This is a genomic window from Aureispira sp. CCB-QB1 (assembly GCF_000724545.1).
Taxonomy (GTDB): domain Bacteria; phylum Bacteroidota; class Bacteroidia; order Chitinophagales; family Saprospiraceae; genus Aureispira.
In genome coordinates, this window is record NZ_JHBV01000029.1 from 37,924 (window position 1) to 62,892 (window position 24,969).

Genomic DNA, 24,969 nt, shown 5'->3' on the forward strand with positions numbered 1-24,969 from the left:
AAATAATGGAATCAACAACAATAAAAAATGACTTGCTGGAATATGCAATTGATGCCGATGGTTTTGCAACCATTACCATCAATATGGTCAATGAGCCAACTAACTTATTTAGTATAGATTTTATTCAATCTTATTTAGAAATTGCTCAACAAGCAGTAGAAAACCCTACCGTAAAAGGGGTTATTGTCACTTCTGCTCATAGAGATTTTATGGCAGGAGCCGATCTAAAATTCATTGGTAATCCCCCTAAAAACAAGGAAGGTCTATTTAAAGATATCTTAAATGTTCATAAAGGTTTCCGTACACTTGAACAAGCGGGAAAACCTTTTGTAGCCGCTATCAATGGCACTGCTTTGGGGGGTGGGTACGAGCTCGCCTTAACTTGTCATCATCGAATTGCATTAAGCAAGCCTAGTATTAAAATTGGTTTGCCAGAAGTTAATTTAGGTTTGCTACCTGGCGGAGGTGGAACACAACGCTTGAGCTATCTTATTGGCATTCCTAAAGCGACGACTTATATCCTTCAAGGAAAACAATTTCGCCCGACTCAAGCCTTATCAGAAGGTTTTATCGATCAAGTTGTCACCGACCAAGAAGCTCTGATTGCCGCTGCTAAACAGTGGATTCTAAAGAACAGTGCCCCTATTCAGCCTTGGGATGACAAACGCTATAAAATTCCTCAAGGAGGCTTGATGTCTAAATCTGGTGCTGACACTATGATTGGTGGGATTGGCAATTTACGGAAAAAAACGCATGGCAATTATCCAGGCGCTCAATATGCAATGGCTTGCATTCACGATGGAATGTTGCTCCCTATTGATAGAGGATTGGAAATCGAAGCACGCTATTTTATCAAAGCGTTTTATTCAAAAGAGGCTCAAAATTTAATCCGTACAGGATTTTTTGCTATCAACGAAGCCAAAAAGGGCAAAGTTAAACCTAAAGGATTTGACTTTTATACAATTAACAAAGTAGGTATTTTAGGCGCAGGAATGATGGGCGCAGGAATTGCTTATGTTTCTGCTCGTGTTGGAATGGATGTTGTGCTAAAGGATACCTCCGTAGAAAATGCAGAAAAAGGAAAAGCATATTCTGAAAAATTACTTCAAAAAAATGTTTCTAAAGGGCGAATTACGCCAGAATTATTGCAACAAACTCTGGATAAAATCCAAACGACAGATCAAACAAAGGACATGGCTGATTGTGATTTGATTATAGAAGCTGTTTATGAAAATCCTGAATTAAAAGCTAAGGTTACTCAAGAAACAGAAGCTTATTTAAATCCTAAAAAAATCTTTGCTTCTAATACCTCTACAATTCCTATTACTTTACTAGCCAAAGCATCCAAACGCCCAGAGAATTTTATTGGCATGCATTTTTTCTCTCCTGTTGACAAAATGCCACTCGTAGAGTTGATTGTAGGTAAAGAGACTTCTGATTATGCGGTTGCAGCGGCAGTAGATTACGTAACGCAAATTGGTAAAATTCCAATTGTAGTAAATGATAGTAGAGGATTTTTTACTTCTAGAGTATTTTCTACCTTTACTCGTGAAGGTGCTTTGTTGCTCCATGAAGGAGTTCCGCCTGCGGTCATTGAAAATGTAGCCAAACGTGTCGGTATGCCTGTTGGTCCTCTTGCCGTAACTGATGAAGTTTCATTGAGTTTAGCATTAAATGTTATGGATGCAGATCAAAAAGAACGGGGTAAAACTGCTCAAACTTTATATGAATTGTTGCATAAAATGGCTGTTGATCTAGGTAGACCAGGCAAAAAAGCGGGTAAAGGATTTTACGAATACCCTTCTGATGGTCATAAACATCTTTGGGCTGGTCTAAAAGAACACTTCCCAAGTGATCCCGATTACCTTGATGCAGAAACTGTTGGTAAACGTATCTTGCATATCATGGCTTTAGAATCTTATCGTTGTTTGGAAGAAGGAGTTCTCAACTCGCCTACCGATGGAGATGTCGGTTCTCTAACAGGTTTTGGCTTTCCTCCTTACACGGGAGGTGTTTTTTCTTACATTGATTATGTAGGAATTCGTGAATTTGTAGAAGATTGTGACAATTTTGCAAGTTGCTATGGTCCTCGTTTTATCGTTCCAGAATCGCTTCGTGAAATGGCTGTGAATCAAGAAACTTTTTATTAGAAATGCTGTCGCAGTGCTGCTATTTTGTACTCAAGAGCAGCAGCACTGTGATACAAAACATTTACGAATGGTTGTAATTTCGTCTCATTACTAGATTGTTTTTTTTCAAAAATAGTTGCCTTAGTCTTTCTTTTCCACTCTTTACAATCGACAAGACAAAATTAGACACAGATAAAGGAACGATACAAATGATTGCTTTGTTCTCCTTCATGGCACCAAGTTGATAAAAAAACTCTGTATACTCATCTATAGCTATTTTATTTTCCCAACGTTTGTTTTCCCTACTAGACTGAACCACATTGCAAGGGTAAGTACCTAAAAATGGATGTTCATCTTCAAATTCGTATCCTCCTAACAAGCCCTGCTCTTTAACCGTTTCCATTAAATTTAAGATTTTTGAGGGCGTATTCATATTGGGTGAGGGATATATTTTTTGAACCGCTTTTTGGCTAATACAAAAAGAAGAAGGATGTATAAACCCTTCGATAATATATTGGGCGTATCCACGATAGCGAATAATTTGTGGCAAAACATTATAGAATAAAAAATTGGACAAATTGTTCTTGTTTCGATATCCTTTATCTATTGCTCCAGAACCTCTGTATACAATACTTTTATGACCATTTAACTTCAATTTATAACCAAAGAGTACCATAATGCCAACGGCATCTGCTCCATTCCAAATTACTCTCAACCTTGCAACGACAGCGTTCTTGCATTTTTTATTTAAGTAATCATCCTGTATTGGGGTATCAAAATGCCGAGTATAAACAGATTTAATGGATTTCCACAAACTTGTTAATTCTTTTGCAGACATTTTCTCTAATTGATAATTCTTTATTGTCGTCATCTTTTATTGTTGATTATTTCCATCTAAAAAACATTAAAAGGTCGTCCATTAATTGCCTACCCCCTAAAATTATCCTCCTATTGAATTAATTTTTCTTGATTGTTGTTGTGTGAAATTAATTAGTTAGCTACACAGCTCATTAAATAAAGCGATCTCTCCTATCTAATAGGCTTTAGTAACTTCCATTAAATGGTAGTTTTGCTAAACTAGGATGGAGTGGACTAATTTTTACAAATTCGGGGTATGGATAATTTGTACTATCTTTAAAAACATATCGAAGCACCATTAAATCTTCCATATACGTTGCAAAAAAATAGCCATTCCATTTAACAACTTTTTGCCCATTTAGTGTTTCTCTAAAAAAATGAGTAGTAACTGGAGGATAACCAGATGTAATGAAAGAATAAACAATTGTAGAGCTATCTGTTTCTACAGGAACATCAATCATTCTTGTACTATCCCTGTACTTATAAGTAAAAGGTTCTGTAAACTCTTCTTCCTTAAGTGCCACAGAGTCTCTTTTTACTTTAAAAATAATTTCATTCTCAACATTTCTAAATTCAATTTCATCTAAGGTAGATAAATTCAATTTCCCAATCATCCTATTCTTAAAATGTAACATAGAATAACTTTGCGTTATACTTTTATACTCCATTAATTCTGGTAATTCAGAACGTCTATTTTTTCTTAATAAAGAATCATAAAATTCATTACCTACATAACAGCTTGTTATTAGAGGAGCGTAATAACTGGAATCCTTGCCTGAATAAAAATTCGATAATAAACAAATGCTATCTTTTAAGGATAAATAAAGATCTGAAACACTTTCTATATATTGATGTTTGCTCGTGTCTATTTCTAATAGAGATAAGTGTTTGCTATTATACCCAATATCTAAATAAATTAAGTGTCCATTTGATGGATTCGTTCCATGCCAAATCGAATTGTTTATTGATTCTGAATTAAATTTGATACTGGGTGTATTAGGTACTGGATTTTCAATAGGTTTTTGTTCATTCTTACAACTAATAGCTATTAGAACCAGCACGATGATAGAGTATTGTGTATTTGTAATCAAAATCTTTATTTTTTATGTATAAAGATAAAAGTTGTTCTATTTTCTTGATAAATTCTTAAAAAAGCTGTTTGGGGTTAAATCCTTTTGCCCATTTGCGTAATATTTCGTATTCATCACCTCAAGAGTAATCTAGTGTAGCAAAATCTATACCTAGCTTATCTAAAAGTCCTAACCTCGAAAAATCATATTAACATGAACTGAGAAACTCTACTCTCTAAAAAACTTAATATTTTAATCAACCTCAAACATTGCCAATAAACACAAAAACTCGTACTTTGTGAAAAACTAAAACAAAAACGATGAAAAAGCTTTTTATTGCCCTTATCCTATTCTATTTATTGCCTTCTACTCAAGCCCAAAAACTTCCTAACAAAATTCCTACGACTAGAGAGATTGTCTTAAATGCTGCCGATACAATTCAAAAAATCAGAATATTTATCGCCAATCCCAAAGTAAAAATTGAGGAAAATAAATTTTATACTTGGTATCAAAAACAACTTATCTTACACACACAAGGGGCTTGGTCTGGCAAACTACTACAAGGGAAATACGAATCTTTTTACCCCAATCACAACCTACTAGAGCAAGGCATTTATGAAAAAGGATGGAAAGTTGGGCTTTGGAAACGCTGGTATGCTGATGGCACTCTAAAAGAGCAAGTCTCTTGGAAAAAAGGGGTGCGACATGGTTCTTTTGAGACTTTTGATGCCAATGGTCAGCTAACTCAAAAAGGGAGGTATAAGAACGGGCAATTACATGGTCCTTTTTCTACCTTTGTGGACGGAAAAGAAACCAAGGTAAAATATCGTAAAGACAAAATTGTTGTCAAAAAAGAAGCAAGCAATAAATTCCAACTTTTTAAGAAAAAGAAACAACCCAACGACCAAGCTAAACAGTCCCCCAAAAAGTCCTCAAAATCTGCTAAACCTGCTCAAAAAAAAGAGACTCGCCCTACTAAAAAGCGCAACCATAAACAACAGAAGAAAAAACAATCCTCTGCAAAAAAAGACCTTCCAAACAATCCAAAATAGTGTTTCAGAAAACCTAACGTTTCTTCATAAAAGTTTGTTCTTGTTGCCCAAATTGTAGTCGAATAGAATCTTTATAGATTTCCTTTACGTGCACCTGTTGAAAAACATCTCGCTTTCTGGCTATGGGATAAAATCGATTGTTTATTTTCAAGAGAGCAACGGTATCATTATCCATCACTTGATAACCTTGATAGACAATAGCAGGAAAGGGTTTTGAGGTTACATTTTGCACGATAGGTTGAGGTGTTTTTTTACTGATTTTGGGAGGCGTACTTTTCGTTCTAGAAGACTTTGTTCTCGAACCAACTGCGCTTCCATTATTATCAGAAGAATAATAAAATCGTTTTCCCAAAAATGGGTCTTTATAGTCTACTAACAAAACATAAGTACTATCCTCCTGCTTTTCTTCAAATACAGGTAGCTTATTATATTGAGGAATGTCAAACACTTCCTCTGAACCATATACAGCTTGATAAATTTTATAAAAAACCAGCCCCCATACCACCAATAATACAGGACCTAAAACATAGGGTGCATATTTATTATCTTTCATTCCTTAGTTAATTGTAAATTGCCACAAACTAGATCGACTGCTTTGTTGATTATTCGTTCCAACAGACTTCACTTGCCAATAATAAGTACCTGCGCCATATCCAACTGTATCCGAACTATTAAAAGTGTAATTATTGTTTGTCAATTCCAATTTTTGATAAGGAGTTGCCGTATTGTTATGATATAAAAAAAGGCTATCTTTTGCAATTCTAGAAGCTCGTTGCCAACTCATATTAAAAGGTAACGTCAATGTGCTATTATTTGCTGGTGTATTATGAATTGGAATCATATTGATATTAAACTGTTTTACGGAAGTGTAAGAAGTGGTATCTCTTCCCACGCGCATGGCACGAATTCGATAGTAAAATGTTCCCAAACCTAATCGACGTATCAAATAAACATAATCTTGTGTAGTGGCAGTATCTACGGCAATAGTTTGACTATTAAAAGAGGGATGCGTTGCTACTTGTAACTGATACTGATTGGCTAATCCAAGTGCTGTCCAGAAAAAGGCGACAGAATCTTTGGCATAAATTGTACTAGGAGTTGGAGCAATTAGATTGACTGTTTGGTTGGCTAAAGTCGTATCTTGTACAACACTTAAACTATAAGTATTATAATCCGTTTCACTAGAATTATTTCTACCGATTACCCTCCACTGATACTCTTTGGGCTCTAAGCCTAAAGTCAAACGCCTTCCCGATATTACGGTATCTAACACATAGTCTTCTATAAAATCAAATCGCTGGGAGACAATTTGAAAACGATAGGTGCTGACATCGGGGAGGCTATCCCACACAAAGGTTTGTGTCTGGGTATAAGTAGTATAACCATTAGGCGGTGAAAGCATATCTACTTTTCGTTTGCTTAAATCTTCTTCAAAAATTAAATTGCAACTAATGGTAGATATTAATAGGCTAAATACAATTAAATACTTCATGGTTATTCGGTTTCTTTTTTGGATTTATTTTGAATATTTTGCAAGTGTATATCAGCGGTCAATTCTGGTGCTCGGCTTTGATAATTCTTACCTAAATTAAAGCTCACAGAAACGATCCTTCCCAATTGCTGTTCGTGTTCCAAGTGGTATAATAATTTTACCATTGGGATAAAAGTTCCTTCCACTTTTATTGGATTGTGCAAGAAATTTAAATCTTGTTCTTCATAGACAATGGATTCTGGCATTTCTTGTATAGCCAACTTATTTTCTTGACAAAATGTCGTTACCTTTTGAAACAAATGATTTTGAGTAAACGATTGATTGTTTTGTTCCGACTCCAACTTTGTCAATTGCTTTTGATAACGTTCTATTTGTTCCCAAGCTTGCCCTGCACTAGACATTTGTCGTCTTAATTGATTCGTAGCATGATAAGCTGTCCATGTTTTTCCAAAAGCCAACCAATAAGCAATGCCCAAGAAAAGAACCATTCCTCCTAATAACAACTGATATTTTTGTTTGTAATTCATTTTAAGTTTTTAAAAGCCCATCGAAGTGCTCATCTTAAACAAAGGCAAATACATAGCTACCAAAATTACAGCTACAATTCCACCCAAAAATACGATTAATACAGGTTCTATCAAACTACCAATAACTGCCGTTTGTTGATCGACCTCTTCGGTATATTGTCTCGCCAAGCGTTCAAACATCATATCCAATTTACCAGATTCCTCACCCACTTTTATTAATGCCAACGCTTGGGGAGGATAAAAATCAAACTGGGATAAAACTTCGTGTAGTTGTGCCCCTTGAAACACGGCTTGCTCTGTTTTTTTTAGTGACGAACTAACAGGATAAAAATTGATCATTTGTTGAACTAATTTTAAGGCATTCAACAAAGGTACTCCTGCTGCCAAAAGCAAAGCCATTGCTTGGCAAAAGCGAGACAAATAAACCTTTTGAATAATTCCTCCAAACAATGGAATATGCGATAAAACCCATCCCATCATTTTGCGATACCACAACTTTTCTCGTTGGCTATAAGCTCCAACAATGAGCAATAATACACTTATCAATAAATAAGGCATCAAGACACCAACCCAACCCGATAAATTCACAACCATTTGTGTCAAGGAAGGTAGCTCTTGCTTAAAACGACCGTAAATGCCACTAAACATAGGCACCAAATAACGCAATAAGAACAGAACGGCTAACACCGAAAAAGACAACACAAAAACTGGATAGGCTAATGCCCCTGTTAATTGTCGTTGATAGCTCAATGTTTTTTCAAAAAAGCTAGACAAATCTCTTAAAATCAAATGCAGACGCCCCGTTTCTTCTCCAATCTGTACGCTGTATTGTTCATAAATTGAAAATTTGCCCAGCTCTGCCATACTTTCTGACAGCGATTTTCCCTTTACAATAGACTCTTTCAAGCCCCGAATCAAAGCTTGATCTTGTTTCTTTTTAAAACTTTGTTCAATTAATTCTAAAGAAGCTTGAATATCTAGTCCTGATCCCAATAGCGTTTCCAATTGACCATAGAGTACCAATTTTTTTTTGATGCCAAATTTGGGTTCAAAAAACTGAATATCCCGATTCATAAAACTCCAAATAGAAGTCTTTGTTAAATCTTTAGGAACCGCCTTTGTAGCTTTCTTTTGTGGTAATTGGATACTCATTTGTTTTCTATCTGCATTAGGGTTTTGTAATCGTAGGCTTTTTTTATAAAAATGGTAAAATTTTGCTCAAAAAACCGAGTTTTCAGCTCTACAACATCTACTCGACCTTCTTGAACTTCTTGCAACTGCCAAGTTGTTGTAATCTTTAAAGTTGGCAACCTAAACGTATCTATATGAGGCTCTGACTGAACGATTTTTCTACAAATATTCTTTGGGTTAAAAAAATAATGAATGCTATACGTTTCATAATCAAATAACAACTGCTGATCTTGAACCCAAACATCCGTTGCAGCATAAGCATCCTTTTTAAGCAAGCCTTTTAGCTGTTCTATTGCTAAGACCTCTTCGTGCTGTTGTTCTTGGTGTTTCGCTTGTTCTTGAACGATTCCAATTACCAACATCGCCATACTAAAAATCAGTCCAGACAAAACCATTACAGCAATCAATTCAACCATTGTAAACGCTGCCAATTTAGTTCTCATAAGCCACTCGAATTAAATGTTCTTGAACAGCAATTAACTTTTCATCAGGGCTATATGCTTCCAAAGAAACTTGGTAAACATTATTTTGTTTCAGAATACCTTCATAAGCTTTGTAAGGCAATACTTTTTTTTGAATTGTCAAGCCATCTTGATGCAACGTTTCATCTATAAAACGACGCTCTTTTTGAGTCGTTTCAAAAACGATAGCTAAGGCATTTTTTGCTTTTGTTTTTAATGGAAATGCATCTCCCTCCAACACGGTTAAGTAAATTGTCATTCCAGCTGTAAAGCTAATCATGATAATTACCATTGCCATCATAGATTCTACAATTGTAAAGGCTTGCAACTTCATTTATAAATATTTTAAAATATGTTTGCTCTCCTGTTCTCCCAACACACTAGGTGTCAAGTAATACGTCGGCAACAAGGTTCGGTCTATAACAGCATCCAACAAATAATTTTCATAAACACCTGCTGGCGTTTTTAATAAAAACTCATCACAAAAAACACTACCATAAACGGTTCCTTTGTGTTGTAATACTCCATTTACCCACACTTGCCCTGTTATGGTTGTCATTGGCGCTATGGTTACCTTAGATTTATAACTATTATATTGAAAACTAGGCACCAATATAGTCCCAAACATTTCTACTCCTTCTTCGACAATTAACTCAGGTGAAAACGTTGTTTTATTAGAATAAGGCAGCAAACTTAATACAGATGGAACATCTAAAAACACACCTGTTTCCACCAACAAACTATCCCAAGCAAAGGCTTGTAAGGAGCCTTGAAATCCCGATTGAATTCTAATTTCTGGTGCCAACAAGATAACATCTTCTAAAATTGAATGCGGACTAACATCTATCCTGTTATTAGCAATTACCATTACATTGCCTTTTAAAGTCAAATTTTGTGTATTGAAGTTATCGCCTCCCAAAATTAAAGTGGGCTGATTAAACGCCTGAACAACAGAGTCTGCTTCTAGATTTATCGTGGCATTTTTGTATTTTAATGCTTCTAGGTCTTCAAAACGCTCTTTCAAAACCGCCATATCTGTAGGGCGTACAATTTCCTTTTTTCCATAAATTAACTTCTCTCCAGTATAGGGTTTGCCTTGTACGACATGAAAATACCCCCGCTCCACTCCTTCCGTTGGCAAAAAGGCTTTTCCGACAATTCTAGTATTACCACAAACATACAAAGGCGCTGTTCCTTCAGAAAGGCTTAAAGCATAATTTGGTGTTGTTTTGCCTAACAAAAAAGTAGTGACAACACTATCTTCATACATTCCTGCTCCCGACCAACTTTTAACCATCCCCACATCCAATAATCCCCAAGCTTTTTGCTCCAAACGCACGCTATCTCTATGTTTCTGAAATAAATCCAACGTCGTAGCGGGAATTAGTGCCGCACTTGTTCCCAATAATAACTCTACTCCCGACTGACAATTATCCATCAATCGTTCTTGATTCTGATAATACCCCAACAACAAATGTTGATGATAACTGCTCAACAAAATAGCAGCACTAAGCATTGCCACAAAAACAGAGACAATCACCGCATAAAAAAGAGCTCGTGCGGGCAATTGGTTATTCATACTTTAATGTTATTTTCAACTTAAAGATTCCATACCCATTTTTATTATTCTGATAACTTAAATTGTGAATAGAGGCGACCCAATCTAATTCCTCCAGAGAACGCTTCCAATTGTTGTAAAACACACTTGCTTGGCATTGCCCTTCTACTATAATGGTTTGATTATCATATCGAGGCAATACTTCCTCTGTCTGATAACCTTCTTCTTTTATTTCAGGAAATAAAATCAACTTACTCAACTGCAATGTACTTGGCAGAGTTGCCGCCAACTGGTCGGCATAGTAAGAAGACTTAGACTCCCCTAAGTTCAATTGATCGCCCAACAAAGCGCGTTTATCGTTGTACTTTTTTTCCAAACTATCGCGCTGATTCAACAAACTTTGCTGTTGGCTTACTTCCATTTTTAAGCCTTGCTGTTGCGCATTGTAATGCTCAAACAATAAGTAATTAACTAACAAAGTTGTAAAGAAAAAACCTAAGGCAAGTAATGCCGTGTAATGAAAGAGTTTTTTGTAATAAAAATCGACTTGCTGTTGTTGAACAAAATCTGCCTTTATGCCCTCTGCATTAGGTTGTGTCAATGCAATAAATGACATCGCTAATGCCAATAACAACGACTCTGAAACTCTATCATCTCCAACAGAAAACAATTCTTGGGCAGCAGCACTATTTTTCTCTAAGTTTATTATCTGTTGCCCTTCTATAATTAATGCTTGTTCTCCTACTTGAATGCGTTGGGTATAACTGGGCAAAATAGGTAAGATTTCTTCTATCCAAAACGGTCCTACAAATACATTCACCACCCAAAGTCCAGCAGCTTCAAATTCCTTTAATAGCTTCTGTACACTATCTCTTCGAATGACACTTACCAAAGCTCTTTGATCCTGCTCTATTTGTTGCCAGTAAAAATCCGCTTCTTTGGCAGAAGGAAAAACTGCTTTTAACGCCTCTTCTTTAGAATTAGGAATATAATTCAATATTCGATTTAAAATTCCCTTGATGTTGATTGCTAAAAAAATAGGAATTGCATCATCGTTTAGTATTTCTTTTAGATCAACAAGTGAAGCAATCTGTTCTTTTTGTAGGACAATTTTAGCACTATTCTTTTCTTTTTTTAGAATGCACAAATGATAATATAGTTCTCCCTCCTTTTGCAAACATTCTATTCCTGCAAAAGCTTCTCGACTATAAATCAGCTCTTTGATTTTGGGTTGCATACTAATAAACAATAGTTGGCTTAATAAAGATAATCAATTCACTATTACTTTTCCTGTTCTTTCGATTTCCAAACCAATTTAACACTGGAACTCTAGCCAAGCCTGGCAGACCTTGTCCTGTTTTGCTTTTTTCTTTGGTTTCTAAACCTCCCAAAGCAATCATATCTCCATTTTTTACACGAATTTGAGAATCAAATTTTCGAGTAACTTGTGCCGGTGGAGCATTTAGTTGTAATTCTCCCAAAAAGTCGGATTGTTGCACGTCAATTTCCAAAGTAATTTGTTCATCTCCTGACACATACGGTGTTACGTTAATTGTAAAATCTGCTTGTACAGATTTATAATTGGCATCTTGCTGTGTCACAGCTCCTTGTACCCCTTGCACCGTAGTTCTTGTCTCTAGATAATACCGTGTTTCTCCAATATTAAAATTTGCCTCATGACTATTTAAAGTGGAAAGCTGTGGTCTAGAATGCGTTTTTACCAATCCAACATCTTCCATCGCTTGAATAGATAAATAAAAGTTTGGCAGTACGTTTCCTAGATTCACAATTCCTTGTCCTGCTAACATATTTAGCAACTTATTGACAGAACTAGCCCCTAACTGAAAATCAAACCCAGGAGATAGTCCAATGCGTTCTTTTTCGACAGGTTTCTCACCAATTCCCATTTGAAGCCCTGTTTCCGTCAGTCGAGTTCGTTGCACATCCATAATTATCAACTCAATCATCACCACAGGCACCAATTTGTCAATTCCTCTCAAAAAGTCCTCTACTTCTCGAATATTAGGTGCCGAGCCACTTAGAATAATTGCATTCAACTCCAAGAAAGGATACATGGCGATTTTATCTTGTAATTCTTTGGGAATTAGCTTCTCGATTTCCTTGGCAGAACGATATTGCAACTGAATGGTTTTGGTTTGGCGCAAGCCTTCCATTTCTCTATCTCCAATCAAATAAATATCATTGTCTATTTTGTAGGTCAGATTTGTTCCTTTGAGAATGTAGTTTAAAAATTCTTCGTAAGTAACGTTTTCTAATTTTAGGCTAATCCCATTAGAACCTACATTGCCATTATTGGTATTTCGGTTTCGATTGTATTTATTAATTTGAGCAGGATTGTTTGTTGCGCCAGAAGTTGCAATCGTTCCCTGTGCATCAAATAAGAAATAATCTTTCCCCATTTCAATTGACACCCCTTTTATAATTTGTACAAAAGGAACATTAATTGCCTGAATATCCATTCGATACTCCTCATTAATAGAATCCAGTTTCACAGTTAACGCCAAATTTTCTATGGCTTCATAATCGACCCCTCCGCCAATAATAAGGTTCTTTTTCTTTTTCGTTTCTTCAATTTCTTCTGGTGGAACTTCTGTATTTGTTCTTAAAAAGAAAGCGCCTTCGGGGGTCTCTGTTAGATACAAGCCGTTACTTTTGGCTAGAAATTTTAGAGCATTTCCAACAGGCTGTTTGTCTACAAAACCATTTACCTTTTGATTTTGTGCTTGCGGACTTATAATAACATTTTGACCGCTTTGCTGCGTAATTTTTCTTGCTACATTGGCTAAGGTATCGTTCTTTAAATCCAAACTTAGCGTAGAATTGTATTTATTATAATAAACGCCTATTTCTTTTAGTGTAGGAGGTTTGGGAGGCACTTGATAGGGAACAACAGAAATAATAGAACCTGTAAATTTTAAATCTAAATTGTACTGCCGACAAAGGTAAATTAAGATATCCTTGACTTTTACTTTGGTAAAATTGCTAATAACATTCTGATTAATACTTGGATCAATTGTAATGTTAACTTTAGTTTGTTGGGCTATAGAGGTAATAATTTCTTGGACAGAGCCTAAAGCAGCAATATCAATCTTTCGATTTAAATTTTTGTGGTCGGTCGAAAAATTCTCCAAGGCATCGGTCAAGTTATCAATTCTATCAAATTGAGCATGACAGGTTCCCATTACTAATAAAAGAAGAACAACTCCCCAATATCGTAATCTCATGTTTTTTATATTTGGTTTAGGCAATTAGATCACAAAAATAGGATATTTTTTTCCAATATAAGTTAAGTCTTTCTTAAAATTCAACATATAAATATTACATATACTTTTATACCTACCCTGCTATACAAATATAATTTTTTTAGGCAGCTTTTTGGGGATGCCTAGATTAATCCAATACCGTCTCCTTTAGTATTCCCATTTGGTCAATTTCCCACACATTCAACTGCCCATCTCCATCAAAATCTTCAGAAGCAGTTGCTCTAGCTACAAATTTTTCTTTTGATGCTATTACAAGTTCATAAGTATATAAAGCATCCCCTCCCATTTCTTTTAAAACAGGGGCTTCAAATCTCAATTCTTGAAAATTTTCGGTATACCGAAAATTAATTTGATAATACGCATTTTGCAAGGTTTGAATATATTTTAATTGCTTTTTAGCTTCCAAGCTATAAGCTTGTCCGAATAGTCCTTGCAAATTAGGCAACGCTAATAGAATAAGGATACCAATAATAACCAATACCATCATTAATTCCGTCAAAGTAAATGCAGAAGCTTTGTGAATAAATATTGCTTGCAAACGTTTTTTCATAGTCTTTTCCTTCAACTTGTAATTTTTTTATTAATAATCCGTTGATTAGCTTTGCTACTCCCTTCGGTCGTGAGCTCATGCAGCTCGATTCGCTGCTACTACGTGATTTCAATGGAGTAATGATGTTTTTTACCTCCTTTATTAATTCCAGCTGACTTCCCATTCGTCAGCCCCTATCTTGATCAAAGTTGCAATACTATACTGTCTTGGGCTAGTTAGATTACCTCTTAAAACTACTCCAGTGTCAGCGACTAATGTAGTGATCCCAACGCCAACTTGTTTGATTCTTAATTTATCTCCAACAACCATAGGCACGGTAGCCTCTGTAGGAATTATCACGGTATTAGCTCCTACATTATCCATTCTAACAACGGTATCATTTCTATCGTCGATTTCGATAGAATACGTCAAATTTGTTTGAGTTTTCAAGATTTCTTTATTCGTCCAAATCATCTCATCTCCAGCTCTTAATGGACATACTACGTTTTCAAATTCACAATCAACGTAAGTAATTTTTCCACAAGTAGCATTGTTCGTGTTCATAGTGACCGCCGTTTCTGAACTAAACTGTACGTTATCAAATGTCAGTGTTCCATAATGGTCTACATCAAAAAAACGATTGCTGCTAGGCTCAGAATCACCTATTTTCATTTTCAAACTTCCTTCTTTCCATAGAATATGACAATCTTTATTCGCTGTTCTAAAAGCATACCTTGTATAACGTACCTCATCCTTATTTTCAATCGAAATATTGACATTCTTTAAGTGAATTGTAGGATAGTTATTGTCGTTGCCAGAATTGCTACTGGCAAAATTTGTCAATCTCAGATCAAACCACCCTTCGATATACATATTCTCAAAAACAAGATCCCGTGCCGCCCCATCTATAATAGAAGTCGAAATAGAAGAGGTATAATTTTTAATATTCATTGCAGGAAAAGCCATTCCATAATAATGCGCACCACTAGAGACAGCTTTTAGATTTTTGATTGTAAAACCATCAATATAACCTCTTGCTGCTACATTACCTACAGAAGCATAAGCCAAATTATGATACCGACCTACAGTTTGATGCTTAAAGTCAAAACTATTGTTCATCCAAATCCAATGAGGGCTAAATTTAAAGACAGGAATAGCCTGATGCAAGGGCTTGTCATATGTAAACATATTGTTTTTAATATACGCTACGCTTTCTCCTTCTCCTAACACTTTTCCAAATCGGACATTGTGTGCTTGGGTATTGTTAATCAAGGTTTCATCTTCCAGTGAAAACAATACAGTAACGTCCATTAATGTATTATCATAAGCACTAGAGCCTCGACCCAACGACAGTATTCTATCTTGTACTAGGTTGTTATAAAACTTAGAATTAGTCCCATTTCCCAAACTTACAGCATTAACATTGACAAATCCAGGAATGGTATTGTACAAAAATCTATTATCATAAATAGTCGCGTTAATAGTACCTTTTAAGATAATATCCCCTCCTTTATTGTTCAAAAAAGTATTCTTTGAAATTGTCAACTGGTTTAAGTTTTGATAACCATCTTCAACATCTATAGCAAAGCCCGGAGAACCTGTTGTGCCATCAAACCTTCTTCCATTTTCTTCAAATCGAATGTTGGTAATTGTGCTATTTGGGGGCGGATTAGAGATACCTTGTCGCACTCCTCTTTTCAAATAAGGAGGACGATAAGTAATGTGCTGAGGATAATTAGGGGCATACAAAGTACCTTTTAAAAGGCTCCAATCGGATGGATTATAAATTACCAACCGAACAGATGCCGCATTCGCAGGAATCTTAAATCTTCTATACGTTTCTAAAATATCTGATTTTGAAATAAAAGCTCCTGAATTATCATAAAAAACCATCCAATATTGTTGAATATCTAATCCAAAAAAGCCAGCATAACTACCACCGCCAAAAACAATTCCATTCGTTCGAAAAGTATTGCGATTTACACTAAATTCTTTTGAGTAAGAAAAATCATTACTGGCAACAATCGCCCCTGTTTCATCAATCGTGCTATTTTTAGTAAAAGCAGCTTCTACCACTTTATTCATATGAATAAACTCTGGATTGTATCGAGCATTCATACAATCACCTGGAACTTCAATCACAGGGGTTTCGATAGTAATATACTCTGAATTAGTATATACAACAACTCCATGACAACCTTCTGATGTGGTTGCAGAAAAATCATGTGTTCTCAAATCACCAACAATTAACCCTCCTCTTAAAAAGGTCTCTTTTGCATTCCAAAATGTAACAATATCATAACGATGATGCCCATTGGTAAGACAACCCAATACAACATCTGGATCTAAGGTCAAGGAAGCTTTTCCTGTTAAATAAAAATTGTTGGGAGTGCTACTGCCATATAAATTAGAAGGAATTACAGAATAAAGATAATTTCCCTTTCCTTCTATTCTTGCTTGACCATCACAAGAATTAAAAATTTTCATGGCTTGCAAAAAAACATTTCTATTGTCTGTACCGCTATTGGTTGCTAAGTCACCATCCCCAACTAATCCAAAGTTGACAATGTTAATGTCTCCATTACCAAACGTTGAAGCGTCATTGATGGTGCCATGCTGCCCTAAATCAACAACTATCCTATTATAAGGAAAATCAAAACTGTTGTTTTGGAATGTAATCTCGTTGTTCCCAACAACAATGACACCGCCACAATCTTTTAAAATAATCCCGCTCGCTATAGTTAAATTTGATGTTAATACAAGATCATCCTGAATACAGGCCACTTTTCCAGCATTAAGTGGGTTAGATAAATCTGCCACAGTATTGACAATAAAAACGCCTTGATTGTACGTCGTTAGATGGATAGGTGCTAATAAGCTATTTAATACGCTTCTGCTGGATCGATGAATAGGTGTTGTTTGGGCTTGAATTACTAAGGTATTAGCTAAGAATAAACCTAGAATTATTTTTTTCATAATAATGTGTTTTAATTAAAGCTTTATATTTTAGGTATGAGAAATGCTTTGTTTTAGTAATATCTCATTGAAATAAAACTAGATATAAAGAGTTAGTCCAGCAAACCAATTTTAGCCTATTTTTATAAAATCCAAAAGCAAAACAAATAACAAACAGCTGAATATCATCGATTTAACACACAAATAATGAGAAAACCATCAGCCAAATTACACCAACTAGTTAATAGTTTAAATAAAGAGGAAAAGAAAAGAGTGAGCATACGCATTCAAGAATTAGGAAAAAAAGGAGTCAAGCATTTGCGTCTTTTTAAAATGCTTACCAAGCAAGAAGTTTATAATGAAAATGCCCTAAAAAAAATATTTAGAGGTAGCGCATTAAGTTTAGAAAAAAAGCGATTGTACCAACTAGTCATGGAAGCACTTAGTCAATTTCATCAAAATTCCACGATAGAACACGAATTGCTAGCTGGCTTACAACAATTTCATATTTTATATCAGAAAGAGTTATACGAACAGGCAAAAACCAAAATTCATCAATTAAGACAACTTGCCCAAAAACACGAGGCATTTCACTACATTCAACTTATCAATCAGCAACTTATCCAATTAGAAAATAAGGTTTCATTTTTTTCGTGCCACACCGATCAATCTTTTCAAAATTTTGTAGATAATATGTTGCTAGAAAAAGAACAGGCTGCTTGTGCCACTCATTATAGCATTCTAAAAACTCAAATACATTATCTATTCAAAAAGAAAAAGCTGTCTCCTGACTATATCCATCAAATGGAACAACTCCTGCAACATGACTTGTTAACCTCTTTTAATCAAGCTAACAGCATTACTTCTCATTTGCATTTTTTACAAATTCATTCTACTTATAGTTTCTTAAAAACAGACTACCCTCAGAGTTTACAATATTCCATTCAAGCACTTGAGCTATTTGAAAAACACTTTAAAACAATCCGAACTGCCGAGGAGTATATGGATTATTTACAAAATGCTTGTACCGCTGCTCAATACAACAAAGATCATAAACTGGTTGCTGAATTATTTGAAAAAATAGACCAAAACAACTTGACCATACAAGCCGAAAGAGATAGGTATGAATTAAGAACTATTGAGATGAAAGCCAATTGGTATATTGGCATTCAAGATATTGATAGTGGATTGCAACTGATCAATCAAAATACTGCTTGGTTGGAGCATTCTAAATTAGACACTTGTGCTGTTTATTACTGTTTTGTTATCCTTTCGTTGATGATTAAGAACTACGACCATGCATTGACTTTTTTGGATGTGGTTTTGAAGAAAGATAATAAAAAGAAAAAGCTAACCGCCCCTGCTCTTCTACTCAAACTCTGCATTTATTTTGATACACAAGAGTTCTCATTACTAGAGAGCCACGTTCGTTCTATTCAACGAAAGTTTAACTTAGATAAGAAAAATCATCAAGTAGAACTTATCGTTGTCAATGGATTTAGACAGTTACTACAAGCCAAACCCTCCGAGATTTTGCTTATTCTAAAAAAACTACATCAACAATTATCTGATTTTCAAACCAATGCTACCCATACAGAACAAAGAACAATTCAAATGTCTTGGATTTTAACTTGGATCAAACACAAAATAAACCAAACACCCCATTCTAAAGCTAAGAATTGGTAAACACCTTGATTTACAAAAAAAATAGAAGCTGCCTTAAATTGACAACTTCTACCCTCTTTTTTAATTGTACAAACTCAACAACCAAGTTCTTGGAGCCACTTTAATTAATTTTCCACTTCTACTACTAGTGGATAAGGTCATCCCATTTCCAGAATTCAAGATCGTAATGCCTGTTCCAGCTGCGACAGTAACGCTACCAACTCCTGAATTATATAGTTCGATGCTAGTGCCAATCGTGGCATAATCATCTACATTGGTTGTCATTGACCAAGTGTCATTTCCTCCTCCAGTGTAATTTCTACTTTTGTTTAAATCAGTTACGGAAAAATCTTGGCTTGCAGCATAATCGACAATAGTTGTAGGAATGGTTGTTGTTTGAATAACATCAATTCCTGGTCGAGGTATAAATGTTACATTTTCAAAAATACAATCGGTGAAAGTAATGGCTCCTAGAGTAGCTGGAAAAGTAGATAAATCAATTACTCTAGGACTAGCGGATTTAAAGGTCGTTCGGTTAAATTCTGTTGTTCCCAATTGTTCTAAACGCATCCATTTACCATAAGTTCCTACTTGAGTAGAGGGTACTTGTAAATCAAAAACAGCATCGTTAAAAACTAGATCTACATTTCTTTTACTTATTCGCAAGATATAAGCCGAACTACTTGTCCAATCGAACTCTCCTTCAGGAATAGTTACTTTTAGGTTGTTAAACGTATGTACAGGGCGTTTTGCTGTTAACGTTGTTTTATAATCATCGTAATCCAACTGTAAACGACCATCAACAGTTAAATCATTAAAAACACGATCTTTAGGCAAACCATACTTTAAAACCATGCTAGATTCTGAATAAACATTATAATAATCCGTTACTGGCCAATAGACAGCTGTCAACGAATAGTCTCGTACTGATCGCTCTATCCGAGCACCACTAACACTTACATTTTTAAGATAGCCGCCAAAATCATGTTTTATTTTAGGGTTATTGCTAAATAACTTATTGCCATTCTGTCCCAAAACAATAGGTTCAAAAGACGTTGATTGATCTACTAAGTACGTCAATCTAGTTTTTTTGTTAAACTCGATGGTTACGTTTTCCATAATCAACCCCATATTAACATCTCTAATCAAATACCCCTTCCAAGTCTTATCGTATGTAAATGTAGCATCCTTAAGTTTAGAATAATCTCTATCTGCTTGAGGATAATTAATATTGGCAATTTGAACATTATGAAAGCGGTTGTCAACCACTTCTGAACCATTAGCAGTTATTTGCAAACTTCCACCAATCATTGTATTATTGGTAAAAAAGGAACTCCTTCCAAGATCTATGGCAGCATTATAAAATAAGTTGTTAATTGTTCTGTCATTTCTTGCTTTATCTGCGCTTAATGAATTTGTATAACCATCATTTCTTCTTTGTCTACTTGGTGCCGTTGTCCCCAAAAAATAACAGTGATCAACAACAATTCCATCTGTACCTACCCAATTTAAATATCCTGTATAACCATCTTTAAACAACACATTTCTAAAAGTCTGATTTTGGACACCACGACGCATATCTTCTGTATTCGAAGCATAGGCTGGTAATACATTTCCCACATCCGTAATACTTCCTCCATCCATCAAAAAATTAGTAGGCATATTACTTAGTCCATGAGCACCACCAGCGTTAAAATGAACATTTTGCAGCGTCAAACCTATTGGATTTAGATTAGCCCTAATTTGCGCGTTAACAAGTGTAGCATCTATTACTTTCTCAAACTTTACTCTGATAAACTTAACATCGTCTTCGTACTCATAAGTATGATAAAATACCTGCTCTTGGCTTTTCCGTAAAAACATACCATTTTCATCGTAATAATACGCCCAGTATCTTGGTGTTGTCAAACCTGACCATCCAGCGTATCCAAGTCCAGAAAATTGATAATGCCTTCTTCCTCTTCGATCATTTCTCGCAATTCGAGTTGTTTCAAACTGTGACTTGCTTATATCTATTAAATCAATATTATATGTATAATTTCCATTTCCAGGAAGTGGTACACCAGTTATACCATTAATGTCTCCATTTGTTACATTTGATGCTCGTTGATGCACATTAATCGTGCTATCTCCTTTTATATAATTAGTAAACTGCAAGTCACCAGAGCTAGACATTAATGTTCCTTCTGTATTGCTTATAGAACAATCTTTTATCAATCCATTATAAGCTGCCGTTCGAATAAAAACAACTATATTAAAATCATCTCCTGTATTAGCAGCTGTAAGACCAGAATAATTATGCATTTTTTTATCTTGTTCCAAGTCAATGGAAATCGTATAATTATGAGTATTTCCGATTGTCAACAACCTAGATTTTCTCAAATTATGAGGAATAGCTCGTATCACACCAGCTCCCATGAGCGTATGCTTATCGGTACCATCTCCCATGTACCAACCAACAACAGCGGTAGTTAATCGAAGATTATTGACATACTCTCGAACACTGGTAAAATAAAGTCCCTCTGTAAAAATCAGCGTATTTCCTGAAGTCTGATTTTTGACAAAAAACAAATTCTTTCCTGCTTGAAAGTTATCCGTTCCAGTCCAGACCTCTGTATTACTAACTGTTCTAGTGGCAGGTTTATCAAGAACAACAGTGGTGGTATTAACAACCGATTTTATCTTAGTTTGCAAAGAATTTTGACTTATTTGAGGATTGGAAGCCACAAAGCCTGCATCTGCCCCATAAACTGCTACAAATTTTCCAACATCAGCAGCGGAAAAAACCCCATCGGTCACCACCAAAGTAGCACTTCCTGCGCTGATGCTTCCTGTTGTATATTCTACTCCGTCATTTTTCAAACCCAAATTTTTGGCATATAGTGTTGCCCCTGCATTCCAAGTTCCTTTCAATTCACCGTTAGAACTCTCTACAATTAATTGATCTTCTAGTCCATAAATAGATGTATTTACCCCTGTTAAGGTAAATGAATCAATATCTAAATAGCCTCCACAGCTTTTGAGTGTCAAATTTTCGGCTAATACAAAATTGCTGTTTAATGTAATAATAGATTCAAAACAAGCTATTTTGCCTGCGTTACTAGGATTGGCTAAATCTGCTAATGAAGTTGCGACAAATTCGTTGCTGTAATAATTTGGTGCTACAAATGGAGTATGGTGCAAGACCAACTTATTAACAAAGGAATGGGTTAATTGGGCATGACAGGTCGTTATCATCACAACCAACAAGCCGATTATTCTTGTTTTCATAATTCGTGTGTTTTAATTGGTAATTAATGTGTATTGATCGTCTATCCACTGATACAGGTGGAATAGGATTATTTTAAATACATAAGCTATATTACTATTACCGAATAGAGGGGGCATACATTGTATCCAAAACTTCATACAATGCATTCATACAAGATGTAGGTAGTGTAAACGTTGAGTCGCCTACTACACACAAAAAATAAAACTATTGATAGCTAAAACATGGGGCAAGTTTTATATTCTGCGATCTTGTTTAATCCTACATACCTGTAAGATTAACAAGCACAAAAATAAATGGATAGGATACCAATTACAAACAAACTTTAGTGGTTAATTATGAGATCCAACCACCAAACAAACACACAAAACAATGATAATCAAACACTAACTAACAAAGAAATCATTCTTCTATATTCTATTAACGACTGGCTAAGATGGGATAAATTTCGTCCATAGAAGTTAGTCCCTTTTTAAGCAATTCAAAGGCATTGTCAGCTAAAGAACTAATTCCTTTTTCTTTTAGTAGTTCTTTTACATTAAACTCCTCTTGTTTGACCAAATTTGCCAATTCTTCATCTAGTGGAATAATTTCATAAACAGCTTTTCGACCTTTATATCCCGTATAAAAACAGTGGTCACAGCCTTTGGCTACGTATTGTGTTGTCAATGCAAGAGGCGCCTTGTAATTTCTAGGATATTCTTTGGCTGATAAGGGTTGTTCTTCCTTGCAATGCACACAAAGCAAGCGAACCAGTCGTTGGGCGACTACTGTATTAAGTGTATCTGCTAATAAATAGGCAGGAATCCCCATATCAACTAAACGTGGAATGATCCCCCAAGCTGAATTGGTGTGAATGGTAGACAACACCAAACGCCCAACCAAAGAAGCACGAATCGCCATTTCCGCGGTATCCTTATCTCGTATTTCTCCTACCATGATAATGTTAGGATCTTGGCGCAAAAATGTTCGCATCGCAGAAGAAAAATCCAAACCAATGGCTTCTTTTAATTGCACTTGATTAATCCCCTCTAATGTATATTCAATAGGGTCTTCTATTGTCGTAATATTTCGACTCGTTTCGTTCAACAAGTGCATCGTAGCATACAAAGTGGTTGTCTTTCCTGAACCTGTGGGACCGCTAATCAAAACAATTCCATTAGGTCGTTTTATGCCCTCTAGATAGTCTTCTAATTGTTGTTGTTCAAAGCCCAATTCTTCTAACGCAATATTTCCTATATCACTACTCAACAAACGCATCACCACCTTTTCGCCATATAAAGTAGGCAAAATAGAAACCCGTAAATCAAATTTCTGATGGTTATTCTGAAAGAAAATACGTCCATCTTGTGGCAAGCGTTTTTCTGCAATATCCAAATTGGCACGAATCTTAATTTTGTTGACTAAACTAGGGTAGGTTGCTTTTTCTAGATGATATCGTTCTACTAATTCTCCATCAATACGAATTCGTACTCGACATTTGTGCTCGTAGGTCTCAATGTGTATATCACTAGAACCTAATTGATGTGCTTCATGAATTAGTTGATCCAAGATGTCTTGATTTTTATCTAATACCTTGCTCTTTTGTTCTCTAGCTTGTCGCCTATAGTATTGACTCAAGAAAGGTTGCAATGTGTTCGCTGGAACATATTTTAAAACAATTTCTGCTCCTAACAAGACTTCCAATTCTTCCACAGACGTATTTTCTTCTTCTATTGCTGCACAATACAAGACCCCTTCCTTTTTTTGAAAAGGGATAATTTTATAATGCCAAGCTTGTTCTGTACTTACTAATTGTAAAATACTACGATCGACTTGTTGAAGTTCTAAATTATCCATAAATGTATTGTAATAAACTCCAATCGTTGTAAGAAGAAGTATTATAATAATAAAGTGCTATTAAATAAAGCAACCAACAAAGGCTCATGGCACCAGCGAGCGGAATGGTTTTAATTTTTTGTACGCTCCAATGATAAATGCCTGTTACCAATAAAATTAATATTAGGGAGCCTATAAAAAAACAACAAAATTGTGCAGGAGAAAATAGTGTTGTGATAGCTAAAAAAAAGCAAATATCACCCCATCCCAAATAATGCTCTGTAATGTTGATCCATTGTTTGTGCTTGATGGAGAAATAGAGACTAACTCCTATCAATTGTATTGCCACAAAAGAAAGATTAAAATACAAAAACCAAGGCTCCCATGTAGGACTTGACCAAGCTGCATACAATCCTAACAAAAAAATAGAGGGAATCGTCCAAACGCTAATCGCTCTGTCTTTAAAATCTTGATAAACAACCATTCCCAAAACCAAACAAAGCCAATAATAAGGATGCATTAATCCAGTACGGTTTCTTTGAGCGTTCCCGTTTTATCGACCTCCCAAACATTGAGTTGTCCATCGCCATCAAAGTCTTCAGAAGCCGTTGCTCTAGCAATAAAATTCTCTTTTGAGGCATTCACCACCTCGTATACATACAAAGCATCTCCCCCTGTTTGTTTCAATGCAGGCGCTTCAAATCGCAGTTCTTGAAAATTGTCAGTATATCGAAAATTGGTTTGGTAGTATGCCTTTTGTAAGGTTTGAATGTATTTTAATTGTTTTTTGGCTTCCAAGCTGTAAGCTTGTCCAAACAATCCTTGCAAATTGGGCAAGGCTAATAAAATTAGAATTCCGATGATGACCAATACCATCATCAATTCAGTCAGGGTAAATGCGGGAAGTTTTTTATTCATGGTTACAGTTTTTCAATGCTTTGACTACTTGGTTGTTGAATACTCGCATTACAAACAACATTAATTATCAAAGAATAAGTATAAGTAATCGTTCAAAAAAAGCTAAACATACAAAATTTGACAGATATTCGCAACCCTTCTAAGCAGAAAATCAAAGACAAGTACTGTTAATTAATTTCAAAGAAAATCAAACC

General features: G+C 35.3%; 20 protein-coding genes. 3 read left to right on the forward strand and 17 right to left on the reverse strand.

The genetic code is table 11. The features are described 5' to 3' along the window. Window positions 1–5 precede the first annotated feature (5 nt). Window positions 6–2,150 (forward strand): 3-hydroxyacyl-CoA dehydrogenase NAD-binding domain-containing protein, encoded by a 2,145-nt coding sequence (locus tag CG11_RS13855; RefSeq protein ID WP_063833106.1) that lies wholly within the window; start codon window positions 6–8, stop codon window positions 2,148–2,150. A 61-nt stretch (window positions 2,151–2,211) separates the two neighbouring features. Here CG11_RS13855 and CG11_RS13860 read toward each other — a convergent pair whose 3' ends face one another. Both CG11_RS13860 and CG11_RS13865 read right to left on the reverse strand, forming a co-directional pair. Continuing rightward, the gene (locus CG11_RS13860) at window positions 2,212–3,000 is read right to left on the reverse strand and encodes a hypothetical protein (RefSeq protein ID WP_052597170.1); all 789 of its coding nucleotides are present in this window, start codon (window positions 2,998–3,000) and stop codon (window positions 2,212–2,214) included. A gap of 172 nt (window positions 3,001–3,172) precedes the next feature. Then, complete coding sequence (locus tag CG11_RS13865) at window positions 3,173–4,078, reverse strand: hypothetical protein (RefSeq protein ID WP_052597173.1); 906 nt, start codon at window positions 4,076–4,078, stop codon at window positions 3,173–3,175. Between the two features lie 299 nt (window positions 4,079–4,377). Here CG11_RS13865 and CG11_RS13870 point away from each other — a divergent pair, with 299 nt between their 5' ends. Next, window positions 4,378–5,109: a toxin-antitoxin system YwqK family antitoxin gene (locus CG11_RS13870; protein WP_052597175.1), complete on the forward strand. Its 732-nt coding sequence runs from the start codon at window positions 4,378–4,380 to the stop codon at window positions 5,107–5,109. 13 nt (window positions 5,110–5,122) lie between these two features. On the opposite strand, the gene CG11_RS13875 is transcribed toward CG11_RS13870, so the two are convergent. The 11 genes from CG11_RS13875 to CG11_RS13925 all read right to left on the reverse strand — a co-directional run bounded on the left by CG11_RS13875 (window position 5,123) and on the right by CG11_RS13925 (window position 17,127). Beyond that, entirely contained in the window at window positions 5,123–5,662 is a 540-nt protein-coding gene (locus CG11_RS13875) for a hypothetical protein (RefSeq protein WP_052597176.1), read from the reverse strand. Between the two features lie 3 nt (window positions 5,663–5,665). Further along, window positions 5,666–6,601, reverse strand: a complete 936-nt coding sequence (locus CG11_RS13880; protein ID WP_052597179.1) for a hypothetical protein — start codon at window positions 6,599–6,601, stop codon at window positions 5,666–5,668. Window positions 6,602–6,603: 2 nt separating this feature from the next. Further along, window positions 6,604–7,128: a hypothetical protein gene (locus CG11_RS13885; protein WP_052597180.1), complete on the reverse strand. Its 525-nt coding sequence runs from the start codon at window positions 7,126–7,128 to the stop codon at window positions 6,604–6,606. 9 nt (window positions 7,129–7,137) lie between these two features. Then, on the reverse strand, window positions 7,138–8,280 hold the full coding sequence (locus tag CG11_RS13890; protein WP_052597182.1) for a type II secretion system F family protein: 1,143 nt from the start codon (window positions 8,278–8,280) through the stop codon (window positions 7,138–7,140). After that, the gene (locus tag CG11_RS13895) at window positions 8,277–8,762 is read right to left on the reverse strand and encodes a type II secretion system protein (protein ID WP_052597184.1); all 486 of its coding nucleotides are present in this window, start codon (window positions 8,760–8,762) and stop codon (window positions 8,277–8,279) included. Before CG11_RS13895 ends, CG11_RS13890 begins: the two co-directional genes overlap by 4 nt. Next, the gene (locus tag CG11_RS13900; protein ID WP_052597186.1) at window positions 8,752–9,114 is read right to left on the reverse strand and encodes a hypothetical protein; all 363 of its coding nucleotides are present in this window, start codon (window positions 9,112–9,114) and stop codon (window positions 8,752–8,754) included. Before CG11_RS13900 ends, CG11_RS13895 begins: the two co-directional genes overlap by 11 nt. Beyond that, the gene (locus CG11_RS13905) at window positions 9,115–10,359 is read right to left on the reverse strand and encodes a hypothetical protein (RefSeq protein ID WP_052597189.1); all 1,245 of its coding nucleotides are present in this window, start codon (window positions 10,357–10,359) and stop codon (window positions 9,115–9,117) included. Beyond that, window positions 10,352–11,575, reverse strand: coding sequence for a hypothetical protein (locus tag CG11_RS13910; protein WP_052597191.1), 1,224 nt, complete (start codon window positions 11,573–11,575; stop codon window positions 10,352–10,354). The genes CG11_RS13905 and CG11_RS13910 overlap by 8 nt, the downstream gene beginning before the upstream one ends. Window position 11,576: 1 nt before the next feature. Then, complete coding sequence (locus tag CG11_RS13915) at window positions 11,577–13,583, reverse strand: secretin and TonB N-terminal domain-containing protein (protein WP_052597193.1); 2,007 nt, start codon at window positions 13,581–13,583, stop codon at window positions 11,577–11,579. A 166-nt stretch (window positions 13,584–13,749) separates the two neighbouring features. Then, window positions 13,750–14,187 carry a prepilin-type N-terminal cleavage/methylation domain-containing protein gene (locus tag CG11_RS13920; protein ID WP_231512800.1) on the reverse strand — a complete coding sequence of 146 codons (438 nt, stop codon included), beginning with the start codon at window positions 14,185–14,187 and terminating at the stop codon, window positions 13,750–13,752. A gap of 126 nt (window positions 14,188–14,313) precedes the next feature. Continuing rightward, on the reverse strand, window positions 14,314–17,127 hold the full coding sequence (locus CG11_RS13925) for a hypothetical protein (RefSeq protein WP_052597198.1): 2,814 nt from the start codon (window positions 17,125–17,127) through the stop codon (window positions 14,314–14,316). Between the two features lie 186 nt (window positions 17,128–17,313). Here CG11_RS13925 and CG11_RS13930 point away from each other — a divergent pair, with 186 nt between their 5' ends. Continuing rightward, window positions 17,314–18,792 (forward strand): hypothetical protein, encoded by a 1,479-nt coding sequence (locus CG11_RS13930; RefSeq protein WP_052597200.1) that lies wholly within the window; start codon window positions 17,314–17,316, stop codon window positions 18,790–18,792. A 60-nt stretch (window positions 18,793–18,852) separates the two neighbouring features. Here the strand turns inward: CG11_RS13930 and CG11_RS13935 are convergent, their stop codons facing one another. From CG11_RS13935 to CG11_RS13950, 4 genes are all read right to left on the reverse strand, one after another. Further along, window positions 18,853–22,041, reverse strand: a complete 3,189-nt coding sequence (locus CG11_RS13935; RefSeq protein ID WP_052597202.1) for a hypothetical protein — start codon at window positions 22,039–22,041, stop codon at window positions 18,853–18,855. Window positions 22,042–22,459: 418 nt separating this feature from the next. Further along, window positions 22,460–23,878: a GspE/PulE family protein gene (locus CG11_RS13940; RefSeq protein WP_052597204.1), complete on the reverse strand. Its 1,419-nt coding sequence runs from the start codon at window positions 23,876–23,878 to the stop codon at window positions 22,460–22,462. Beyond that, on the reverse strand, window positions 23,871–24,377 hold the full coding sequence (locus tag CG11_RS13945) for a prepilin peptidase (RefSeq protein WP_052597206.1): 507 nt from the start codon (window positions 24,375–24,377) through the stop codon (window positions 23,871–23,873). The genes CG11_RS13940 and CG11_RS13945 overlap by 8 nt, the downstream gene beginning before the upstream one ends. Next, entirely contained in the window at window positions 24,377–24,775 is a 399-nt protein-coding gene (locus CG11_RS13950; protein ID WP_052597209.1) for a prepilin-type N-terminal cleavage/methylation domain-containing protein, read from the reverse strand. The genes CG11_RS13945 and CG11_RS13950 overlap by 1 nt, the downstream gene beginning before the upstream one ends. Between the last annotated feature and the right edge of the window lie 194 nt (window positions 24,776–24,969).

What these genes read in the sequence shown, in the direction of transcription:
- CG11_RS13855 (WP_063833106.1), top strand. Translation starts at nt 6, where the DNA reads ATGGAATCAACAACAATAAAAAATGACTTGCTGGAATATGCAATTGAT.
- CG11_RS13860 (WP_052597170.1), bottom strand. Translation starts at nt 3,000, where the DNA reads ATGACGACAATAAAGAATTATCAATTAGAGAAAATGTCTGCAAAAGAA.
- CG11_RS13870 (WP_052597175.1), top strand. Translation starts at nt 4,378, where the DNA reads ATGAAAAAGCTTTTTATTGCCCTTATCCTATTCTATTTATTGCCTTCT.
- CG11_RS13875 (WP_052597176.1), bottom strand. Translation starts at nt 5,662, where the DNA reads ATGAAAGATAATAAATATGCACCCTATGTTTTAGGTCCTGTATTATTG.
- CG11_RS13880 (WP_052597179.1), bottom strand. Translation starts at nt 6,601, where the DNA reads ATGAAGTATTTAATTGTATTTAGCCTATTAATATCTACCATTAGTTGC.
- CG11_RS13885 (WP_052597180.1), bottom strand. Translation starts at nt 7,128, where the DNA reads ATGAATTACAAACAAAAATATCAGTTGTTATTAGGAGGAATGGTTCTT.
- CG11_RS13890 (WP_052597182.1), bottom strand. Translation starts at nt 8,280, where the DNA reads ATGAGTATCCAATTACCACAAAAGAAAGCTACAAAGGCGGTTCCTAAA.
- CG11_RS13895 (WP_052597184.1), bottom strand. Translation starts at nt 8,762, where the DNA reads ATGAGAACTAAATTGGCAGCGTTTACAATGGTTGAATTGATTGCTGTA.
- CG11_RS13900 (WP_052597186.1), bottom strand. Translation starts at nt 9,114, where the DNA reads ATGAAGTTGCAAGCCTTTACAATTGTAGAATCTATGATGGCAATGGTA.
- CG11_RS13905 (WP_052597189.1), bottom strand. Translation starts at nt 10,359, where the DNA reads ATGAATAACCAATTGCCCGCACGAGCTCTTTTTTATGCGGTGATTGTC.
- CG11_RS13910 (WP_052597191.1), bottom strand. Translation starts at nt 11,575, where the DNA reads ATGCAACCCAAAATCAAAGAGCTGATTTATAGTCGAGAAGCTTTTGCA.
- CG11_RS13915 (WP_052597193.1), bottom strand. Translation starts at nt 13,583, where the DNA reads ATGAGATTACGATATTGGGGAGTTGTTCTTCTTTTATTAGTAATGGGA.
- CG11_RS13925 (WP_052597198.1), bottom strand. Translation starts at nt 17,127, where the DNA reads ATGAAAAAAATAATTCTAGGTTTATTCTTAGCTAATACCTTAGTAATT.
- CG11_RS13930 (WP_052597200.1), top strand. Translation starts at nt 17,314, where the DNA reads ATGAGAAAACCATCAGCCAAATTACACCAACTAGTTAATAGTTTAAAT.
- CG11_RS13935 (WP_052597202.1), bottom strand. Translation starts at nt 22,041, where the DNA reads ATGAAAACAAGAATAATCGGCTTGTTGGTTGTGATGATAACGACCTGT.
- CG11_RS13940 (WP_052597204.1), bottom strand. Translation starts at nt 23,878, where the DNA reads ATGGATAATTTAGAACTTCAACAAGTCGATCGTAGTATTTTACAATTA.
- CG11_RS13945 (WP_052597206.1), bottom strand. Translation starts at nt 24,377, where the DNA reads ATGCATCCTTATTATTGGCTTTGTTTGGTTTTGGGAATGGTTGTTTAT.
- CG11_RS13950 (WP_052597209.1), bottom strand. Translation starts at nt 24,775, where the DNA reads ATGAATAAAAAACTTCCCGCATTTACCCTGACTGAATTGATGATGGTA.